Consider the following 20,723-nt stretch of genomic DNA (forward strand, 5'->3'; position numbering starts at 1 on the left):
ATACAAATATCAAAATTTTTATTGGCCAATGAATTCTGGCATGTTGATTACTATATACCTTTCCTTTATATTTATATGTGGAAATGTTTCTTTAGTGAAAGATAGCATAATGTTTTTTTTTGTGCTGATAACCAAAATTTCTAATATATCCCCCGAGCCGAAATTATTCACAGACTTCACATAGCCATATAATTCATTACTCTCTAGTCTTACTTCCATATTCACAAGATCATCTTGGTAAAATTCATCCTCATCATTTAACTGTGGTAGCTTATCTCTTTCTATATATAACTTTTTATTTCTTAAAAGCTCTGCTTCATTACGGGAATTCACACCGCTAATTGTTGCTATTACTAAATTATTACTGACAACAGACACCAAGCTTATTTTATAATTTTCACTTCCGATTATTAGTTCACCATATAGGAAAATATTTTCGGGCTTTTCAGTAAAGGTTTTTATTTTGACAGCTCCTTTGATTCCATGGGGAGAAGTAATTATTCCGAGGCATATATTCATATTAATATGATAGTTGAAATCAGCTTTTTGTCCATAGAATTGACAATTTACTGAATTAACATACAATTAATATTGTGATAATTATAGTGGGTAATGTGTGAGTTCTATCAGTAATCAAGAAAAGCAAAGTATTATAAGTAGCTTAGAAAAAATCAACTGCAAGCTAAAAGGTGAATCTATAAAACTTGATGATACAAAGGAATCTATAATAGTAGCACGTCGTAAACCTGTTGTTGAAGGGGTATTAGAACATTTAAGCAACTCTTCCACTACTAACTGTAATGTTATGATCGATGCAGAAACTGGGTTTGGCAAGACTTACGATATTGGAATGTGGAGTCATGTACTAGCCCAAGCAGAGTTTCATCATCTGGTTGCAGTACCAAGCAGTGATCTAGTAAACCAAGCTAAAAAAATGATGAGTAGTGCATTTACTGTAAACATTAGGACACCTAAAACTGCTGAGGAAATTAAAAATGCACTGAAGGCAACTAAACCTACAACAATTATAGTGACACATGACCTGTTATTACAGCAAGAAAATGATCGTAAATTTAAAGACCAAAATACCAAGTTGTGGATTAGTGTTGATGAAGCAGACAGTATTAACAAGCAGCAGGATTTTGAGAACATGTGCAAGCTTGATGAGAAATATCCTACGACTTACCTCACTGCAACACCAAAGAGAAGGATTTTAAATAGATGCGGAAAAGTTATCAGCCCGACAAGATTGAGTAGACGTTGTATTGCAAACGCTATCGAAACAGCAAGTGTTATTGCAAAAACCAATAGAAGAGCAAATTTCAATCAAGCGTTTGCAGTTAATGTTACTACCTCCATAATATCTTTAGCTATATTGTTTCCTATTATAAATAGTAATGTTGCTGCCGTAATTGGTCTCACTTCAGATTATTAGCTGTATTCTGCTTTGATTGGGCAGCTATACTATACAATTTCTATGTTTATATTTGGTATGGTAATGTTGCCAGTTTGGTGGGTGCTAACTAAAGCAACTGGAGTGGAATCAAGAGAACTGCTCTCTAGATTTCTTGCTAACGTGCGTAGCTTATTTACTAGAGAAAAATCCAGTCCAGCTCATGAGTATGTTGAAGAAAGCGAAGAAGTTTTTAATTACAGTAAACTTGTCGATAACAATGATTTATTAACTTCTATAAGATGGAATGTGCAAAGCCCAATTGGAGAAAGTGCTCTGCTTTTAGCTGATGATGTAAATAGTATAGTTAATCTTAACTTTGCGTTGCAGGGTAGAGATAATTTAGTATATGAAGGTAGTACACGTTATAAAGTGTATAATAAATTTCAGCCTGAAGGAATGTCATATCAAGACTACAGGCTCCAATTACGTCAATTAAACTTTATAAACTGCGTTAAAAAGCAACATCCTAGTTTGACAGAAGAGCAGATATCTGAATTAAAAGAAAAGGTGGATTTCAGTAGTACTGCTGAATATCTAAAATATAGAGTAATGCATTCAATGATCGATCTTACTCTCTTATATTTAATGAAGTGTGATAATATTACCTTAGATAAAAAAAGAAGAGAAGGTTTGATTGGATTGATAGAAGATGTTAAAAAGAATGTTAGCACCACTAATGATAATAATATTATAAGCTACCTAGAGGAAAAAGGCTTTAGTGAGCAATTTGCTAGAGATGAGCTCTTACTGCAAATAAAGACAGTAATTGAAGCACTGAGTAAAAGTGATAATGAGCAATGCAGCTTAATAGTTGATAATTGGCGCTTAAGCAAAGAGCTCCATGACCTCATGGAAAGAGAGGAAGGTATACTACATAGTCTCATTGATTTCTGCAAACAAAATAAATGTATCTTTGCAGGAATTGGGAAAAATGATCTTGGTATTGGAGAAAACAGACTCTTTTCAACGATAATACGTAATCAGATAGGTGGATATCGAACTCTTTATTGTGATTATGAAAAAAGAGATTTTGATTCATTGGCTAAATATGCGTTGACAACGGTTATAGATGGATCGAAAGGTCGTGGATTTGATAGTGAATATAATCATGTTGCATCAATATTTGCAGATTCGGTTAGTCAGTTCAATAATCCATCTGAAGCCCTACAGAATCTTGGAAGAAATAGAGAGCGTAATGAGAGCAGACAATCATGGTTTTTCGCTGCTGCAGGTGAAAAAGTTGAGCTATTTGTGAATAAGATCTTAGCAAATTTTCAAAACGAACCACAGAAATTTTGTGAGAAAGTTTTGTTTCCAGCTACTAATAAATACAATAAGTTGCTAAAAAATAGAATGGGAGAAGAACTTGGAAGAAAAATAGAAATCTATATTAGTAAAAATATTGATGCATTAGGAAATATTGATGATTCAGCTCTGAAGAAGTTTTCTAGTGATTTGATAAAAGAAACGTATGAAAAAGTTCATGATATAAATGATTTTGATGTCAAAAAGACAGAACAAGATTTACATAGGATTTTAAAAAGTACAGAGGCATACCTTCGTTCATATGAGAACAGAATTAAAAACAACGGTAAATTATCTTGCACACGCTCAGCTTTATTTTCTGTGGGGAGTGCTATAACAAAGGTAATGTATTATCTTTGGGCAGGGTTTGACTATTTAGTCTTTTTGGCTAAAGCGTACAATATAGATAAATCTGGAGATACCAGTGCAAGAGCGTATGTACACATAATCAGAAACTGTCACTGTGAAAGTAGTGTGAAGGCGCAAAATGTATTGGTTCATGCATTAGAAATTGCCAAAGAACATGACAGCAGTTTCAAAAGAAATAGTTTGTACGAAGGCAATGAGGATAGATGTAAAGAAAAAATCATCTCATATTTTCAATCCAAGCAATATATACGTGCATTAGATAGAACAATTGCTCAAATTGAAAATAAACACTTGGTAACAATTTTGAAAGCTGTAGGCTACGAAGATGATGCTAATAAAATGGCACAAGAAATCAAAGATTTTTTATGTGATTTAAAGAATTTAAATTGTGTAGACTTGAGAGAAAAATATTATCAAGGTAACTTATATCAAGAAAGCAAATTATACAAAATCAATAATCAAGTTAGTACGATAATTGATGAAATTGTAAGGTGTCATAAGTGGCATCATGGAATAGAGGACTGGGAGCTCAAATTGAAAACCAATCATAATATTTTTGAAGTCAGAGTTAACAATGATTTTTCTAAGTTACGTGAGAAAAACTTTAACAAACGCTCTAAAGAAAGGACATATCTAGGTAGAGCTATGTTACTTATTGGGTTTATAATTTCAATGGAGCTTATAGGTAGAATATCATCAGGTCAGACCATGCCATTGCCTTTACTTTGCGGTTTTATAGTATTTGGACCACTGGCACTCTTGTGTGGTGCATTGTTATATGAAATAACGACCTATTTAGTGAGAGGAGCATTTTTTATTTTTGGAGTGCCAATTCTTTTAGGAGAACTGTCTAAATGTGTTTTGAGAAACGGCTCAATGAAAAGTTTGTTAGATATGACATTATCGCTTGGTAACTCGGCTTTTTTCAATATTCCGAAAGAAATCGTGCAATCGTTTATATTTGAGGATATAACAAAATTTGACTCACTAAGTGATATAAATGAGCTTACACTGATAAGAGAACAGGAAAAGGCAAAGTGTACAAATGAAGTAGCTGATAAAGTTGTAGCTACTGATTTGTCTGCAATTTTTATACAATCAACAACTAACGAGCAGGAAGGTTTAGTTTTTAACTAGAACTTTTCAGATAAATACTGAGTGAGGATTTCAATGCCTTCATCAATCTCTTTTTCAGTGATAATGAGTGGAGGCAAGATTCTTAGAACGTTATCTGATGTTACTCCAACAGTAAGTAAACCACGGTGACTTAGCTCTTCTGCAAATTTTTGGTTATTCATTTTTACTTTTATTCCTAGCATCAACCCTTTTCCTCTCACTTCTTCTATCATTGGAAACTTGCTTGCTAAGTCCTCTAGTTTGTTTTTTAAAGACTTACCTCTAACTTCAACATTTTCTAAGAAGCCAGGGCCGAGCAATTCATCCAATACAGCATTACCTACTGAAGTTGCAAGTGGATTACCACCAAAAGTAGAACCATGCATACCGACCGCCATGTACTTAGCAACCTTTTCAGTTGCAAGACAAGCCCCCAGAGGGAAACCTCCTCCTATTCCTTTTGCAAGAGCACATATGTCAGGCTTAATTCCTATGTGTTCATATGCAAATAACTTTCCTGTCCTGCCAGCACCGCACTGAACGCAATCAAAAAATAGCAGTATGTCGTTTTCGTTACATAGTTCTCTTAGCTCTTTCATGAAGACTTCACTCATTACTTTAATACCACCTTGTCCCTGTATTGGTTCTATTAATATAACACCTATGCCATTAGAAATTGCTTTCTTTACACTCTCAATATTGGGCTCTATGTTATCACACCAGTCAATATAAGGATTCAGTAATTCAGAAAATTTCTGTCTATCGTTTGTTGCACAAGTTAAAAATGTCCTTCCATGAAATGCACCATGAAATGTTAGAATTCTATAGCGATTTTTATTACCTTTTCCATTTTGATAGGCCCTAGCGATTTTAAGTCCACATTCCACTGCTTCTGATCCAGAATTTGCAAAAAATACAGTATTAGCAAAGCTGTTGTTTATTAAATTTTCTGCAAATTTGTTGGCAGTAGATATATTATAGGTATTTGATATATGCCATAGTTTTTCTCCTTGTAATTTTAGGACATCAGTTAATCGTGGGTTGGCATGACCTAAACTGCTAACAGCTATTCCAGAGTGAAAATCTATATAGCGCTTATTATCGATATCATACAAGTAAATACCTTTGCCATAAGAAAAATTTATGTTAATAGGAGAATAAACTGGCAAGATAGGAGAAATTGTCATAAAAGTATGATATGCTAATTTTTTATTAATACCATAAAAGACGTTATTTCACAATGAGAAGAATATGTATAAATTAAGTAAATTAATTTTTACTACACTAAAAACAAATAGATATACAAAAATTATCTCGCTATTCTTATTAATTTTTGTGGTTTTATTGGGCACAATATACCGCAGTTATTCATTAAAGAATAATTTTCTTTCTTTTTACCGTAATTCAAATGCAAACTTAAAAGATCTATTGGAAAATAGTATAATAAAAAAATATCATTATTTACTAATAGAAAAACATCATATTAAATATAACAGTTTTGATTACATAAACCAGTTGGTAAAATTGCGTGCTGAATTGTTACAATCAGTAAGCAAAGTAAGAAATTTTAGCTTAATACTGTATGATCAAAATGCCAGAGTAATTTTCAGTAATTTTAATACTCAAGGTCATGACTATGAGCAGTTGCTTACAAATGATGAAATTGATAAATTGCTAAGCAATCAAGAAATATTTTACGCTACAGGAAATACATTAACTTCTACTTTCCCTATATTTCATGAAGATGACATTAAGCCTTCATTTTTTTTGAAGATCATTCAAAGCTATAATGACTCTTATATTATGGTATATAGTCTATTTTCAATATTAATGGGCTTATTACTGGTTATCTTAATACTAATAATGCTTTATTTGCACTTTTCCAATACCCAAATGCTAGCCAAGCAGCATAAAACTAATATTGAATTACAAAGGGTTAAAGAGGCATTAGAGCAAGAAAATGCAAATAAGATAAAATTTTTTGCAAGTGTTACACATGAGTTGCGTACACCTCTTAATGCTATTATTGGATTTGCAAAGTTGATCAAAAATGAAACTTTAGGTTCGGTAGATCACTCTAAATACAAGGAATACGTAGACGATATATATAATGCTGGTACACATTTACTTGCTTTGATTAATGATGTGCTCGATTTTTCTAAAGCTGAATCAAGTAGTTTAACAGTAGAGAAAGTGAAGTTTAATCTGAATAAGATAATAGATTCGTGCTTAAAAATGTTATCACCTAAACTAAAAGAAACAGGTATTAGTTTAAAGAAAGAGATATCTGATAAACAATTATTAGTTATCGCCGATCCCAAAAGAATGAAGCAAGTTATAATAAATTTGTTATCAAATGCAATCAAGTTCACTCCTCAAGGTGGTTTAATAAGAATGATTATTAAAGAGAATATAGAAAAAAATTTATTAACTATTGAGTTTCATGATAATGGAATAGGGATAATGCAGCAGGACATATATAAAGTTATGTCCGTTTTTGGCCAAGCAGATTCGGGATATAGAAACGAAGGCACAGGTATCGGATTACCTCTAAGCAAGAAATTAGTAGAGTTAATGGGTGGGACTTTCAACATTCAAAGTGAAGCAAAACTTGGTACTACGATAACATTGAGCTTCTTTTATGAAGAGCAAACATGTGAAAAGTTGATTGATTTTTAGTAAAATATATTTGATATTGCACTTTTATATCTAGTACATTCCTAAGTCATACTGACGTGATACCTCTTGGCTAATAATAAGTAGCGGAATGTAAGTAAATTAAACTTTTTTAGCTATACTTCCTGAAAACACTTTATAATTCTTGAGCATAAAGAAAATTCCTTTAAGAATGAAGCATGCTAATCAGGAACTTAATAAAACAAGCAACTCAAGTAGGAAATAGTGAAAACGTAATACAATATGTCAAATATCTCTATCAATTTGAGAAGTTTAGAAATACATTAAACCTCACTTTGTCACTAATAAAGCAAACTAGACTCTCGTTTGAAATATATCAAGAAGGATTAGTGGATATGGAAGAGGGAGTGTGTAAGACAATTCGTTCTTCTGGTTTAAATAAGTATGTTATTGTGCTAAGAAGGTCAAATCCTTACATCATAGTACATGAACTTTCACATATGGTTGAAAATGAACTGAACTTAAGCTTAGAGCAAGAATTTCTCTATAAAGTTTATCAGGATATTGAGCAGAACTTAAAGCAGTCAAATATTCTGGTACAAAAAATTATTGGTCAAATTATATTTAAGGAGATACAAGTTTACCAAACTCCAAAATCACGTGCGTCTGAGTTATTCGCACGCTATTTTGAGCTGTTTGCTTGGGCTCAGGAAGTTTATCCTAAAGATAAAGAATATCTAATTCGCACTCAAGATTTAAATAAAGTATTTCTTGCTACTAACCAATGGAAAAAGAGATGCCTGGATCCACAAATAATGAAGATAATAGATAAAGAAGTAAAGGAGTATAGCAATAAAACTGCCTTTAAAGATATAAACAAAGTACAAAGCAGTTGGACTAATAAATTTTCCTCTGGGAGTAAAAAAATTGGTTCTATATTTGGAGATGATAATTAGCTTAACAGAACAAAGTTCACTTCTTCAACATTTCAAGTTATAGTTCTCACAATTAAAGAGTTCAAATATATATGAAAACTATATTAGCTGTTGAAACAAGCTGTGATGAAACTGCAGCAGCAATTGTAAATAGTAATAAGCAAGTCCTTGCTCACGAAATTCTTTCTCAGGAAGAGCACAAAAAACGCGGTGGGGTAATACCTGAAATAGCGTCACGTGCTCATATGAAGCATTTAAGTGGTCTAGTAAAAAGCGCTATAGAAAAATCTAACCTTAACTTTTGTGATCTAGATGCAATTGCAGCAACATCAGGACCAGGACTCATAGGTGGACTAATAGTTGGTACAATGATGGCTAAAGCAATTGCGCATGTAGCACAAAAACCGTTTATTGCAGTTAATCACTTAGAGGCACACACATTAGTTATTAGGCTGCTATATGAGGTTAAATTTCCATTTCTAGTCCTACTTATATCGGGTGGCCATTGTCAATTTTTAATTGCACAGGATGTAGGTAAGTATATTAAACTTGGAAAAACACTTGATGACTCGCTGGGTGAAGCGTTTGATAAAATTGCTAAGATGCTGGATCTAAGCTATCCTGGAGGTCCATTGATTGAAGAGTTAGCTAAAAAAGGTGATGGTATGAGATTTAAGCTGCCAAGAGCAATGATAAAACGTTCTGGATGTGACTTCTCATTTTCTGGAATTAAAACAGCAGTAAAAAACTTAGTTAAAGAGCTTGCAATGAGCAAGCAAGATGTTTGCGATATGTGTGCTTCGTTTCAAGAGTGTATTAGCGACATATTACTCGATAGAGTCAGAAATGCTATTGATATCACTGCATCTTTAAATATTAAAATCAATGATTTTGTAATTACCGGTGGAGTTGCAGCAAATAATTTTCTGAAGGAGAGATTGAAAAAATACATAGATTTGAACGTGCTTTCTCCTCCAAGCAACCTATGTACAGACAATGCGGTAATGGTTGGATGGACAGGAATTGAAAGGTTACAGAAAAATTATATAGACTCTCTTGACTTTGCACCAAGGCCAAAGTGGGAATTAGAAAAATATTACTAGCACAAAAAATTATCTACTATATAATGCGGCCGCTGGTGAATTTTTGTAGGCTTAAAAATTACAGTGGTATCTACTAAAGCCTTATTCACTACCGGCATTATTATTTATGAGGTACAGTATGTTCAAAAATAAATTTGACACAGTTACTAATGTTTTCAAAGCTAAATCTAGTACAAGCGCAAAGACACTCAGGTCGGGTTTATTTGTTGCGGGAACCATTGGTATGGCCAGAGCAATTAGTGAGATAGACCTCTCTTTATTACAAGGCAATTCAGAAGATAAAGTCAATAAGCAAGACCTAATAATCATATATGATTATATTAATAAAGTAACTCAAGAAGAAAACTATAATATATGTACTAATAATCTTGATTATATAAAAAGCAGGATTTTAGAAGAAAATATAAGTGATTCATTAGCTGAAAAATTTTGTCAAGATGGATGGAATATAATAAGTAATGATGGTTCTTCGCTATTAACAGTGGCTATTGAAAGAATTAGGGAAAGACAACAAAAGAAAAATAGGGATTGTGATATTAAAATGGCTGTATCTCTAATTCTTGGTATGAAGAAAGAATTGATTACAAAACTGGAGAATTTTGCAGATAGTAATGATAAAACACTTCTACATTATTTAGCTGAGTTGGGTAAAGAAGATATTTTACGTTTTGTGATAGAAAATTCTAATTTTGACATTGAAGAAGCATTAAGGAATAAAGATAGAGATGGCAAAACACTACTACACTATGCGGCTAAATCTGGCAATAAAGAATGCTTGAAAATTCTCATAGAAAATGAAGCAGATTTTAGTTGCACTACCAATAATAAAACTGAGTTACACTATGCTGCCAGAAGCGGAAGTCCTAACCTCCTAGAATATTTAAAAGAAATATTGACAGCAAAAGGAATTTTTGATAGGGAGAAAATTAAAACAGATAAATATGGAAATAACGCATTACACTATGCTGTGCAATCTGGAAATGCTGAGTGCATAAAATTCTTCATTGATAATCAAGTACAATTTTTAAAAAATAAATATAATGAGAATCCTTTTCATAAGATTGCAGGTAACTCAGAAACTCAAGAAAATGCCATAAATTTTCTTATAGAGCATCTAAAATTTTTAGGTAGACTAAAAAGTAAAATTAATCAAGAAAATGTAGATGGTAACACCCCATTGCATATAGCTGCAAAACATGGAAATAAACAGCTAATAGAATTGTTTATTAAATCAGGTGCAAAAATTGTTCAGAATAAACAAGGTAATACCCCCTTACATATTGCTATTATACATGGTAATACATATTGTATAGAGCTATTTTATGAAAATATAGGAAATAGCATACTTCAATCCAAAGGTGAGTATGGAAGAGATCTTGTACATTTAGCTGCAATGTACGGGAAGTATGATTGTCTAACATTTTTACTCAATAAATTTCCTGATTACGATTTAAGCACAGAAACACGTAAAGGAAATGTGGCCCTACACTTAGCTCTATCGAGTAATACAGAAACAGAACTAAGAAAAAAATGTGTGAGTCTATTAATAGACAGAAGCATGCAAGTAAATAAGAGTAATAATGAAGGAAACACCCCTTTACATTTTGCTGCCCAACTTGATTTATCGTTTTTAAGCATGATAGAAAAAAAGTTGGAAGAGAAGAAATTTGACGTTTATCAAGAGGTTTTGCGTGAGAATAGCAACGGTGACACCGTCTTTCATATGGCAGCAAGTGTTGGTAATAAATCATGCCTTGAGCACCTTTTTAAAAAAGAGAGAGTGGGAGAAATATTAAGTAAGAAAAATAAGGATGGACAAACTTTACTACACTTATCTATCCTCAGTGGAAGAGTAGAATGCGTTAAGTATTTGGTAAAAAAAAGCCCAAAGGATATTTTTTTAGAACAAAATACACAAAAAAAGTTGTTATTTGCAGCTATTTTGAGCGGCAATAAGGAATGTCTTGAATTTGTGTCAAAAGAACTTGTAGGTAAAAAGGTGGCTGCTAGCATCAAAGTGTTATATGATGAAAATGACAATACACCGTTACACATGGCTGCTCTTGCCGACGACATAGGACTCTCTCAGTATGTTATTGAAAGTATTGCTAAGTCAATTATTAGGAACACAGTACCACTTTTTAACACAAACAGTCAAGGGCTTATACCTCTACATTTAGCTGCCATGAGCCTTAATGCTGAGTTAATAGAATATTTTATGACAGATAATCATTACCCCTATAATAAGAAAATGTTAAATGTTGTATCTAAATCTGGAAGAACAGCATTACACTATCTTGTAATGAGTGATAATGATTTTGAAAAAACTATAAATGAGGATTTTAAGCAAGGTCAATTTTTGAAAAAGTTGGTTTTAGAAAAGCGTAAACAAAATGAGCGCTTAAGGGAAAAAGCTATTAAAGCCTTATTCTACCTAACAATCAGCACCGGAGAGAAAACTGTAAATAAGAAGATAAATTTTGATATAAAGGATAATGCAAAAAAAACAGCTTTAGATTATGCTTTTAAACATGGCGACACAAATATCTTGAGGTTATTTTTAGATTTCTTTTATGAAATAAGGGAAAACAAAAAAAAGAAATATGATAGACTTAATATGGAAGATCAAGAAAGAAGCAAAAAGCTTCTAGATTACTATAATCTGGCCATGTCAATATCAAGTGTGATTATTTCTGTTTGCGTTAAGTATAATAATGCAAAACCTGAAAAGGAAGAAATTCTTACCTGGATTTCCATTGCATTTTCTTCGATATCATTTTTACTTATCTTATACAACTTAGTGATTGGCCTTCAAAAAGAACCTGTTAAACGTAAGATAGAAAACTATACTGAAAAAATGAACAGAATTGAAGAGGCTACAGGAAAGTTAGCTAAGACAAAAGTAGGGGATCATGATTTGGAGGAATACAACTCAATATTGGAACTATTAATAAAGAATGCAGAAGATATTTCACGATTGGAAAATGAACTTTACAAGTTTACGCATGAAACTAGATTAGAGAGTAAAGACAAACTCAATATTTCTCCTCAGAAAATGAGTAGGGGTGGTAGTGCAGTACCATGTTCGAATAAGTCTTTAGAAGGTAGAAAAAGTTCACCTGTTTTGAATGATTTAACAGCAAAACTTAGTCTGTATTCAAGACGCAACAGTAGAGTACAAAATACAATGGACAAGTTAGATAATCCATCATGTGTAATTACTATAAATGAGCATCCAGAAATTAAACCAAAAGCTCCGAAAAACAAATTCAAGAATGTTGCAACCAAGCTAAAAATAGGCAATATCTTTAGTAAGAAAAAAGAAGATCTTATTGCTTCATCAAGCTTATCAGAAGGTGCTAATCAAGAGAATATTACAAAAATGAATGAAGAAAACTGTGGGTTGATAAAACTATTTGGTGATACCAATGGGTATTCAACATTTTCGACTCCTTTTAATCCAAGCGATTCAACCTCAAGAGAAGAGTGTGGTAACAATCATAGTGCAGCGCGTCATGTGAGTTATGGTAGTGCAAATAATCCTGTAAGTGATAAGGAAGTTAGTAAATCTCCATCTCTAATACTTTCTAACTTTGAGGAGGGGATTACTGTTGACTGTTTTAAATTCGAAAGATATAGACCAAGGGTATATTCAAGTCCATCTTGTGTGAGAAAAAGAGCAATTACAGCTAGATCATTGGAATATGTAATACTTCCTGATCATATAGAAAGAGGAAAATAGATGCAGATTGTAATCACTGACTCTGATAGCATCAACTTTCAGAGGAGTGATAGTAAGCATTCTAGTAAACTGTCATTGAGTAGTAGATAAGGAAAACATAGAACAATTGGCAAGGCTATCGTATAAGATTATAGTAGAGAAGGAATTAGATAGTCTTGCTATAAAAAAGTTTATGTTTTCCTATTCGCATATGTTAACATTTTATTATATTAACGATAGGGTAAGGCAATAGCTGTTAATACTTTTGAAATAAAAGTTATATATGGTGCATATAGTTAAGTTAAAAGGAAGATTGTGGAAATTACTCCATCAATAAAAAAAGAATTAAAGCAAAGTATACTATACACTTGTCTAGAGAAATGCAAGAGTGCGTTTTGGTTCATTTTCTGGTTTAGTTCAGGGATTAATGCGTTGATGTTATTTTTGCCACTCTATACTTCTCAGGTACTTGATCGAGTGATATCGAGCGAGAGTGTATCAACATTAGTTATGCTGACGATTATTACTTTATCTGCGTTTGCATGTTCTGCAATGCTTGAAACTTGTCGATATTTAGCCATGGCAAAAATTGGCGACTGGATTGATAAAACTGCAACACCAGACCTAATAGTAAGGTCAATTAGGCTAACATCAGTGCAGAGCTCAACTTCCAGCGGTGAAGCAATACGAGATCTTGGGGTAATAAAAAATTTCATTACAGGAAATGGTATATTTTCACTATTTGATACTCCATGGTCGTTAATTTACCTTGTTTTCATCTTTATGATACATACCTCTACAGGGTTTATAGCTATTGCCGGAATTATTATATTAGTTTCAATGGCAGTATGGAATGAACTTGCTACTAAGCGTATATTGAGAGAAACCAATGAAGAAACTATACGTAATATTAATGCTATAGATGTTGCAACACGAAATGCAGAGGTGGTTGAAGCTATGGGTATGTCAGAATTTATAGTTTCTGATTGGTGTAAACGGAATGATCAAAATCGTGCAATGCAAGTTACAGCGCAGAATCGTTCTAATGTGATTACTGGGATTACTAAGTTTTTACGCTCGACTCTCCAAATTTCAGTAATTGGAACAGGTGCATTACTCGCAATCACAGCTCACAAAACTGCTGGTAGTATCATTGCTGCCTCAATTTTGATGGGTAGAGTATTGGCTCCATTTGATGCAGCAGTTTATACTTGGAAATTTTTAAATCAAGCCAAAATGTCATATGGCAGGCTGCAAAGACTTATCCTAACATCACCAAAAAGAGAGCAAACTATGGCTCTACCAGAGCCTGAAGGGAAGTTGGAATTTGATAGAGTATTCTTTACTCCTTATGGGAGTAATAAGCCAACAGTAAAAGGAATATCATTTTTAATAGAACCAGGGGATGTAGTTGGTGTTATTGGCGCAAGCGCTTCTGGTAAGTCCACCATTGCCAAGCTAATTGTTGGTGTATGGAAACCCATATCTGGTGTAGTCAGACTAGATGGTGCTGATGTATACACTTGGAATCGAGAAAATTTTGGTAATTATGTTGGCTACTTACCTCAAGATATTGAGTTGTTCAACACTAGTGTTAAAGCTAATATTGCTCGCATGAGACCAGACCCAAATCCTGAAGAAATAATCAAAGCAGCAAAAATTGCAGGAATACATGAATTAATACTGAGCTTACCAAATGGGTATGATACAACAATAGGAGGACCTGGAGGAGTAATACTCTCTGGTGGCCAAAAACAGCTTCTTGGACTTGCAAGGGCTTTTTATGGTAATACTAAGCTTTTAGTGCTTGATGAACCGAATGCTAACTTAGACAGTAATGGAGAGGCGCGCTTGATTAATGCAATCAATGTTGCAAGAGAGCAAAATACTACCACTGTTATCATCACTCATAAGCTACCATTACTATCCGTAGTTGATAAAGTGATTATCATGTCAGATGGTGTTATTTATGCTATGGGACCAAAAGATGAGATTTTGAGCAGATTAGTTGCTCCATCACCAGATGCCACAGAAGATAAACGTTCTTCAGCAAGTGGTTAAGAAAGAGAGAAGTTGTCACACTTCTCTTTCTCTTATAGAGTACTATATGCACAGTTTATAAAATCTTAAGCAATTGTTATTCGAAAAATCCAATAATGATTAGCCGCGGAACCTATTTGCTAATTCTCTCACATTAACCTTAGACATTTCTGATGTAGGCTCTTGTGTATATGAGACATCAGATTTAACGCCTTTTTTGTCATGACCTTTAGTAATAGAACATACTACAGTATCAGCCTTTACATGCTTAACACTTGGATCTGATTGAAACCCATGCTTTCTTTCCATTTGTGCTTCAAGCTTACTGCTATCATGTGTAACCCTACACCTTTCTAGATTACGGTCACGTTTGTCAGGAGCTACATATCCATCTATATCACTACATAAGAACGGGCGCACTTTGAACCTGTCTGAACTAACACCATTTTCAACACTTGCAGAATTATGAGCTTTTCTATTATTGCGCATTTTATCTACAGCTTCCTTTATTTTTTCTTTTGATGGTTTTGGCAGCAGTGCTGGCTTATATGCACATGCTGGTAGTTCTGGAAATGAGTCCTCCTGAAACAGCAAATGACTTTGGTTTCTCTTACTATCTGATTCTTCAATATTCTTTATTGGTGTCTTGAAAGAGTTTTCATTTTTCTTTCTTAGATCAAACTCATTTAATCCGCTTCCAACATTATTTTTTCTTGTTGTAGTGTGAATAACACCTGGAAGTTTCACTTCATACTTAAATTTTTTACCAATGGTATCTATTGACTCATTAGATGAGGAATCTATTTGAAACCTATCGTTTGAAAATTTTGATTTTGTAGCATCAAAAGATATACTACGTTTTTCTATCTTTTTATAAGTCATATTTTACCTCTAAACCTATTAACTAATAAAAGTATAAACTAAGAGGTATTAATTTTATTATAATAATAAAGGCTCAAGAAGCATCACCGTAGGGTTTTCTATATAGTACTTAAAGGCATTTAAAAATTTTGCTCCGAGTGCTCCATCAACTGCTCTGTGGTCAACAGAGAGAGTAACTGTCATTACCTCTGCTATCTCTATTTTTTCACTTATGACAACTGGTTGTTTTTTAGATGCGCCGACAGCCATAATGCAAGACTGTGGTGGATTGATTATAGCACTGAAAGTTTTTATACCAAACATGCCTAAATTAGAAATGGTAAACCCTCCTCCTTGAAATTCTTCAGGCCTTAATTTTCCAGATCTTGCTCTATTTACTAAATCTTTCACTTCTTTTGATATAGATAAAACACTTTTTTCATCAGCATTTTTTACTATAGGAGTAATCAGTCCATCCTCAAGCGCTACAGCAATTGAGATATCTATATTTGAGTATCTTACTATTTTAGTATCTATCCACGATGAGTTTATATCAGGAAATTTTTTCATGCTGAAAGCCACAGCTTTTATAATTAAGTCATTAATTGTTACTTTATTGTTCTCATTTGCTGAATTAACCTCATTTTTGAGCGATATTAGCTTATCAACGTGGCAGTCTACAGTTAAATAAAAGTGTGGAATATTTTGCTTAGATTCAACTAGGCGCTGCGCTATCACTTGGCGCATATTACTTACTTCAACTGTTGTATTTTCCTCAAATCTCTCATAGCTTTTAGTTTGATCTAAAAATTCTAATACATCAGCTTTGATGATACGACCATATGGACCTGTACCTTTTAATCGCTTTATATCAACACCTTCATTTTGAGCTATTTTTTTAGCTAAGGGGCTTACTTTTATTCTATTTTCTGTTGCTCTATCCTCTTTTTTAGATCCCAGTGTCACGCACTGGGATGACATTAAAGAGCTAGATGAAATCGAAGGGTTGGATGATACTGAAAAATCGGCTTCAACCTCCTTCTCAACCTTGGTATTGATGGCAGAAGCTAAATCAAGTGCGCTTTTATCTTCCCCTTCCTCTAACATTAGAGCTATCAGTTGATTTACAGGCACGCCACTTGTTCCTTCCGACACTAAAATTTTTGCCAAAACTCCTTCATCGACAGATTCAAACTCCATTATGGCTTTATCAGTCTCAATTTCAGCGATTACATCACCTATTTCAACTTTATCTTGTTCTTTTTTACACCACTTTACAATTTTTCCTCCAGTTTTACTCATTGTTGGGGAAAGAGCAGGCATCAATATTTCTATAGGCATTTATTCTGTATTAAAAGATCTATTTAATTTTTAATTTACTCTTTACCCTATGTCAATCTAATCGTAAATTATGATACTTATATCATCCTAGTACGTGATGCTGGAATCTTGGTTGACTACTGTTATCCTACTATTTCTATTGCTTAGTCCTAGACAGAGTACAAATAGTAAGATCATCATGAAAATAGACGAATCTGTTATAATGGAAATAGAAAAATGTAGTGCTTACTATCCTCTCACAAACATATAGCTTGGGTACAGAAAAAATTTATATGAGGAGCTGGTTAAATTGATAAAAGATCAGAATTAATAGTAGTTTCCGAATCTTCTGTAGCAGGCTCTTCATGTGAAGCAGAGGACAGACTAACTTCTTTATCCTCTGTTCTCTGTATAGAACTACCACAAAAACTCCTTAACATCTCTTCAGCAGATGAATTTAAAATCTGTATAATAGACTTTTCACTTTGTTCTTTCAGCGATTGATCCATTCTAGAAATCAACTCGGAAAATTCACTACCTTCTTTTCTAGCTTCACTTTCTATCTTATTTTTTATGCTTTCTATATTACTTTGGTTAATTTCTTCTTTCGTTATGTTAAATGAATTAGCAATACCTTGATACTTAATCTCACAATCGCCACAGCCAACTATGCAAAGAGCAATAGAATCGGATATTTCACCTGCAGCCGAATTATGGATAGTGTAAGCTAAGCAATTGTCATGATATTTAATGCCAAGCTGTTGCTCTATCAATTCAGAAATTTCATTTTTTAAAGACATAAAGTACCTCCTTCTTACATTACTGTACCTTCTGATTAAAGTACAACAGCTGCTCCTAAATAGCAATCCATATATGGTTTACTTTAATAAATTATTAAAGTAAGAAGCTTTTACATCCTAAAACATAACTGAGATAAGCCAATGTAAAAAAATTTTTAAACGAGAATTATTGTATATATATTACTTATTTGGTAAAATTATTTTGGCAAAATAGCATATAAAAGTTGAGGCTAATTATGAATATTAAAGAAGGAAAGGATTTACAACAGGAGTTATTAGGAATTGTTTTCAATATACTCATAGAAAGTGAAGATAGCGCCATAGAAGCTATGGAAACAAGAGCAGTAGAGATAATTAAAAAACTAAAGGAACACATTAATGATTATATAGAGTATGGTGGTCAAAAAAAGCCAATTTTAGATTGGGTTATTGTTTGTGATTCTCAGAATAATGTCAGACTAAATAACAAGTCGCTATTAAAATTTGAGAAGGCAATTAAGGATATTGGAGGAAGAGCACCGCTAAATGAAATAAAAAGTACAATAAGGTTATTAGTAGAACAAGCACAGCTAAATCATGTTAGAATTAGAGGTGAGAGAGAAGTACCACTAAACCTCTTTGAGGAAAACATAATAATGAGAGAGCGAAGAAGGGCAAGAGAACAACAAATGCGGCCAAATTTTATTAGAGAAAGAGAAGCGTCATTGAATCTCTTTGGAAACAGGGATGAAAATGTAATAATGAGAGGACAAATGAGGTCACGCTATATTAGGCGTATTAGACGTGAAAGAGAAGTACCACTTAGTTCAAAAATAGGAGAATTAATTGGTGTAGTTTCATCCATAATTGTAGGTGCTTTCATTGGTATAATGGTTGGTATGGTCATTGCTGGTTTATGTATTGAGCTTTGTGTAATCACCACTGCAGAACCGATTCTTCTCATCATGGGTGCTACTGCTGTTATAGGAGCTATTGTAGCAGGAACTGCTCCTGTATTAAAGCTAATAGAGATGCAAGAACCTAATCTTTCTCCTAGTAGCGGTCTGGAAAGCTCTAATACTGAACATACTTATTTAAATAGGCAAAGAGTTATTTAGAAAAAAATTGGAAGAATGTTCAGAAAAGTCCATTTATAAAATACATCGGCTTAACTATGATCTTATAACTTAAGCTAATTAATTAAAAATTTTTGTTTTAGCGGTTAAATAAAGCCAGATCTGATTAGAGAGAGGATCTCCTTACCTCTTCCTTACCTTCATTTTCATTTCTAACAATTTTTTTTCCACTTAATATGTCTCTTATTTCATCTCCTGTTAAAGTTTCAAACTCCAGTAGATTTTCAGCAATGAGCTCCAAGTCTTTCCTACGCTTGGTTAAAATGTCTTTTGCTTTTTCATAGCAAGAAAATACGACTTTCTTTACTTCCTCATCTATAAGTCTTAACGTATCTTCAGAAATTGTCTCAGAATCATGTGTGATTTGTTCGCGATTATGATAGATCGGACCTATTTTGTCGCTCATTCCCCATTTTGTCACCATAGAACGTGATAAATCTGATGCTAGTTTTATATCTGAAGATGCACCGCTTGTGACTTTATCATAGCCAAAAATTAGCTCTTCTGCCACACGTCCACCCATTGCAACAGTTATATCTGCTAGCATCTTTTCTCTTGTGAGGGACACTCTATCTGTTTCTGGTAGTCTCATAACTAAACCGAGTGCTCTACCACGTGGAATAATTGTTGCTTTGTGTATAGGATCAGAAGCAGGCATATTAACTGAAACTACTGCATGACCAGCTTCATGGTAAGCAGTAAGCTTTTTTTCTTCTTCTGTAATGACTAAGGACCTTCTTTCCATGCCCATCATCACTTTATCACGTGCATACTCAAAATCATCCATGGTAACAATTTTCTTATTTCTTCTTGCAGCAATAAGCGCAGACTCATTCACTAAATTTGCTAGATCAGCCCCTGAAAAACCTGGCGTTCCCCTCGCAACTGTTTTTACGTTTACATCTGGTGCTATCGATATTTTCTTTATATGCGTATTTAATATTCTCTCACGCCCATTTATATCAGGTAAAGAAATAGTAATCTGTCGGTCAAAACGACCAGGTCTAAGTAGTGCTGGATCTAGGACGTCTGGACGGTTAGTTGCAGCAACTATTATCACACCTTCATTAGACTCGAAACCATCCATTTCAACCAGTAATTGATTTAATGTTTGTTCCCTTTCATCATTACCGCCACCAAGACCAATGCCGCGATGCCTACCCACTGCATCTATTTCGTCTATGAAAATTATACAAGGAGCATTTTTCTTACCTTGATCAAACATATCACGAACACGGCTTGCACCAACACCGACAAACATTTCAACGAAATCAGATCCAGAAATACTAAAAAACGGTACATTAGCTTCACCTGCAATTGCACGAGCAAGTAGAGTTTTACCAGTTCCAGGGGAACCAATTAAAAGACATCCTTTTGGTATCTTCCCACCTAACACTTGAAATTTTTGCCTTTGTTTAAGAAAATCAACAATTTCAACCAACTCTTCTTTTGCTTCATCAATCCCAGCAACATCATCAAATGTCACTTTTTTTCCAGTAGTCATAAGTCTAGCTTTTGATTTGCCAAAGCTTATAGTTCTATTACCTCCTGCTTGCGTTTGTTTAAAAAGGAAAAGTAATAAACCGATAAAGATAAGCGTCGGAACCCATTGAATAAGTAATCCACCAATGATACCTATTGCAGAGTCTCCAATTGAAAAGGAGAACTTCACTTTCCTATCATGCAAACTTTTTATTAAGTCACTATATATAACACCACTTGAGTTAAAGGCTGACCCATCCCTAAACTTCCCTTCGATGCTTTGGTTTCTTATTGTAATATTTTCTATATCATTCTCTTCTAGTCTAGTTAAAAATTCTGAAAAAGGTATGGTTGTTTTACTCTTACCTATACTTCCGCTAAATTGAATATAAGCAACTGAAATAAGAACAATAATCACTAACCAGATCAATAAGCCTTCTAAAAATTTTTTCATTTACATTTC

14 protein-coding genes are annotated in these 20,723 nt (G+C 33.4%); 8 read left to right on the plus strand and 6 right to left on the minus strand.

The window, feature by feature from the left end:
• Positions 1-18: 18 nt before the first annotated feature.
• Positions 19-519: a ribosome maturation factor RimM gene (gene rimM / locus ONG78_RS00855; protein ID WP_264375077.1), complete on the minus strand. Its 501-nt coding sequence runs from the start codon at positions 517-519 to the stop codon at positions 19-21.
• 97 nt (positions 520-616) lie between these two features.
• Here rimM and ONG78_RS00860 point away from each other — a divergent pair, with 97 nt between their 5' ends.
• Together ONG78_RS00860 and ONG78_RS00865 are read left to right on the plus strand one after the other, a co-directional pair.
• Complete coding sequence (locus ONG78_RS00860) at positions 617-1,435, plus strand: DEAD/DEAH box helicase (RefSeq protein WP_264377457.1); 819 nt, start codon at positions 617-619, stop codon at positions 1,433-1,435.
• 63 nt (positions 1,436-1,498) lie between these two features.
• Positions 1,499-4,267, plus strand: a complete 2,769-nt coding sequence (locus ONG78_RS00865; protein WP_264377458.1) for a hypothetical protein — start codon at positions 1,499-1,501, stop codon at positions 4,265-4,267.
• Here ONG78_RS00865 and ONG78_RS00870 read toward each other — a convergent pair.
• Complete coding sequence (locus tag ONG78_RS00870; RefSeq protein WP_264375080.1) at positions 4,264-5,433, minus strand: aspartate aminotransferase family protein; 1,170 nt, start codon at positions 5,431-5,433, stop codon at positions 4,264-4,266. The genes ONG78_RS00865 and ONG78_RS00870 overlap by 4 nt on opposite strands.
• Positions 5,434-5,497: 64 nt before the next feature.
• Here ONG78_RS00870 and ONG78_RS00875 point away from each other — a divergent pair, with 64 nt between their 5' ends.
• The 5 genes from ONG78_RS00875 (at position 5,498) to ONG78_RS00895 (ending at position 14,703) form a co-directional block, all read left to right on the plus strand.
• Positions 5,498-6,925: a sensor histidine kinase gene (locus tag ONG78_RS00875; RefSeq protein ID WP_010403276.1), complete on the plus strand. Its 1,428-nt coding sequence runs from the start codon at positions 5,498-5,500 to the stop codon at positions 6,923-6,925.
• Positions 6,926-7,101: 176 nt separating this feature from the next.
• Positions 7,102-7,839 carry a WD_0702 family putative metalloprotease gene (locus ONG78_RS00880; protein ID WP_010403278.1) on the plus strand — a complete coding sequence of 246 codons (738 nt, stop codon included), beginning with the start codon at positions 7,102-7,104 and terminating at the stop codon, positions 7,837-7,839.
• A gap of 71 nt (positions 7,840-7,910) precedes the next feature.
• Positions 7,911-8,921 carry a tRNA (adenosine(37)-N6)-threonylcarbamoyltransferase complex transferase subunit TsaD gene (tsaD, locus tag ONG78_RS00885; protein WP_264375081.1) on the plus strand — a complete coding sequence of 337 codons (1,011 nt, stop codon included), beginning with the start codon at positions 7,911-7,913 and terminating at the stop codon, positions 8,919-8,921.
• A 118-nt stretch (positions 8,922-9,039) separates the two neighbouring features.
• Positions 9,040-12,663: an ankyrin repeat domain-containing protein gene (locus tag ONG78_RS00890; RefSeq protein WP_264377459.1), complete on the plus strand. Its 3,624-nt coding sequence runs from the start codon at positions 9,040-9,042 to the stop codon at positions 12,661-12,663.
• 294 nt (positions 12,664-12,957) lie between these two features.
• Positions 12,958-14,703: a type I secretion system permease/ATPase gene (locus ONG78_RS00895; RefSeq protein ID WP_264377460.1), complete on the plus strand. Its 1,746-nt coding sequence runs from the start codon at positions 12,958-12,960 to the stop codon at positions 14,701-14,703.
• 99 nt (positions 14,704-14,802) lie between these two features.
• Here ONG78_RS00895 and ONG78_RS00900 read toward each other — a convergent pair whose 3' ends face one another.
• The 3 genes from ONG78_RS00900 to ONG78_RS00910 all read right to left on the minus strand — a co-directional run bounded on the left by ONG78_RS00900 (position 14,803) and on the right by ONG78_RS00910 (position 17,663).
• Positions 14,803-15,564, minus strand: a complete 762-nt coding sequence (locus ONG78_RS00900; protein ID WP_264377461.1) for a hypothetical protein — start codon at positions 15,562-15,564, stop codon at positions 14,803-14,805.
• Between the two features lie 57 nt (positions 15,565-15,621).
• Positions 15,622-16,884 (minus strand): pyruvate dehydrogenase complex dihydrolipoamide acetyltransferase, encoded by a 1,263-nt coding sequence (locus ONG78_RS00905; protein WP_007302203.1) that lies wholly within the window; start codon positions 16,882-16,884, stop codon positions 15,622-15,624.
• 284 nt (positions 16,885-17,168) lie between these two features.
• Positions 17,169-17,663 carry a WBM0748 family T4SS-associated protein gene (locus tag ONG78_RS00910; protein ID WP_149168710.1) on the minus strand — a complete coding sequence of 165 codons (495 nt, stop codon included), beginning with the start codon at positions 17,661-17,663 and terminating at the stop codon, positions 17,169-17,171.
• A gap of 236 nt (positions 17,664-17,899) precedes the next feature.
• On the opposite strand from ONG78_RS00910, the gene ONG78_RS00915 reads away from it, so the two are divergent.
• Positions 17,900-18,760, plus strand: coding sequence for a hypothetical protein (locus ONG78_RS00915; protein ID WP_264377462.1), 861 nt, complete (start codon positions 17,900-17,902; stop codon positions 18,758-18,760).
• A gap of 124 nt (positions 18,761-18,884) precedes the next feature.
• Here ONG78_RS00915 and ftsH read toward each other — a convergent pair whose 3' ends face one another.
• Positions 18,885-20,714: an ATP-dependent zinc metalloprotease FtsH gene (gene ftsH / locus ONG78_RS00920; protein ID WP_264377463.1), complete on the minus strand. Its 1,830-nt coding sequence runs from the start codon at positions 20,712-20,714 to the stop codon at positions 18,885-18,887.
• Positions 20,715-20,723 lie beyond the last annotated feature (9 nt).

Origin of the sequence: Wolbachia endosymbiont (group B) of Philonthus cognatus (assembly GCF_947179345.1) — a bacterium.
Taxonomy (GTDB): domain Bacteria; phylum Pseudomonadota; class Alphaproteobacteria; order Rickettsiales; family Anaplasmataceae; genus Wolbachia.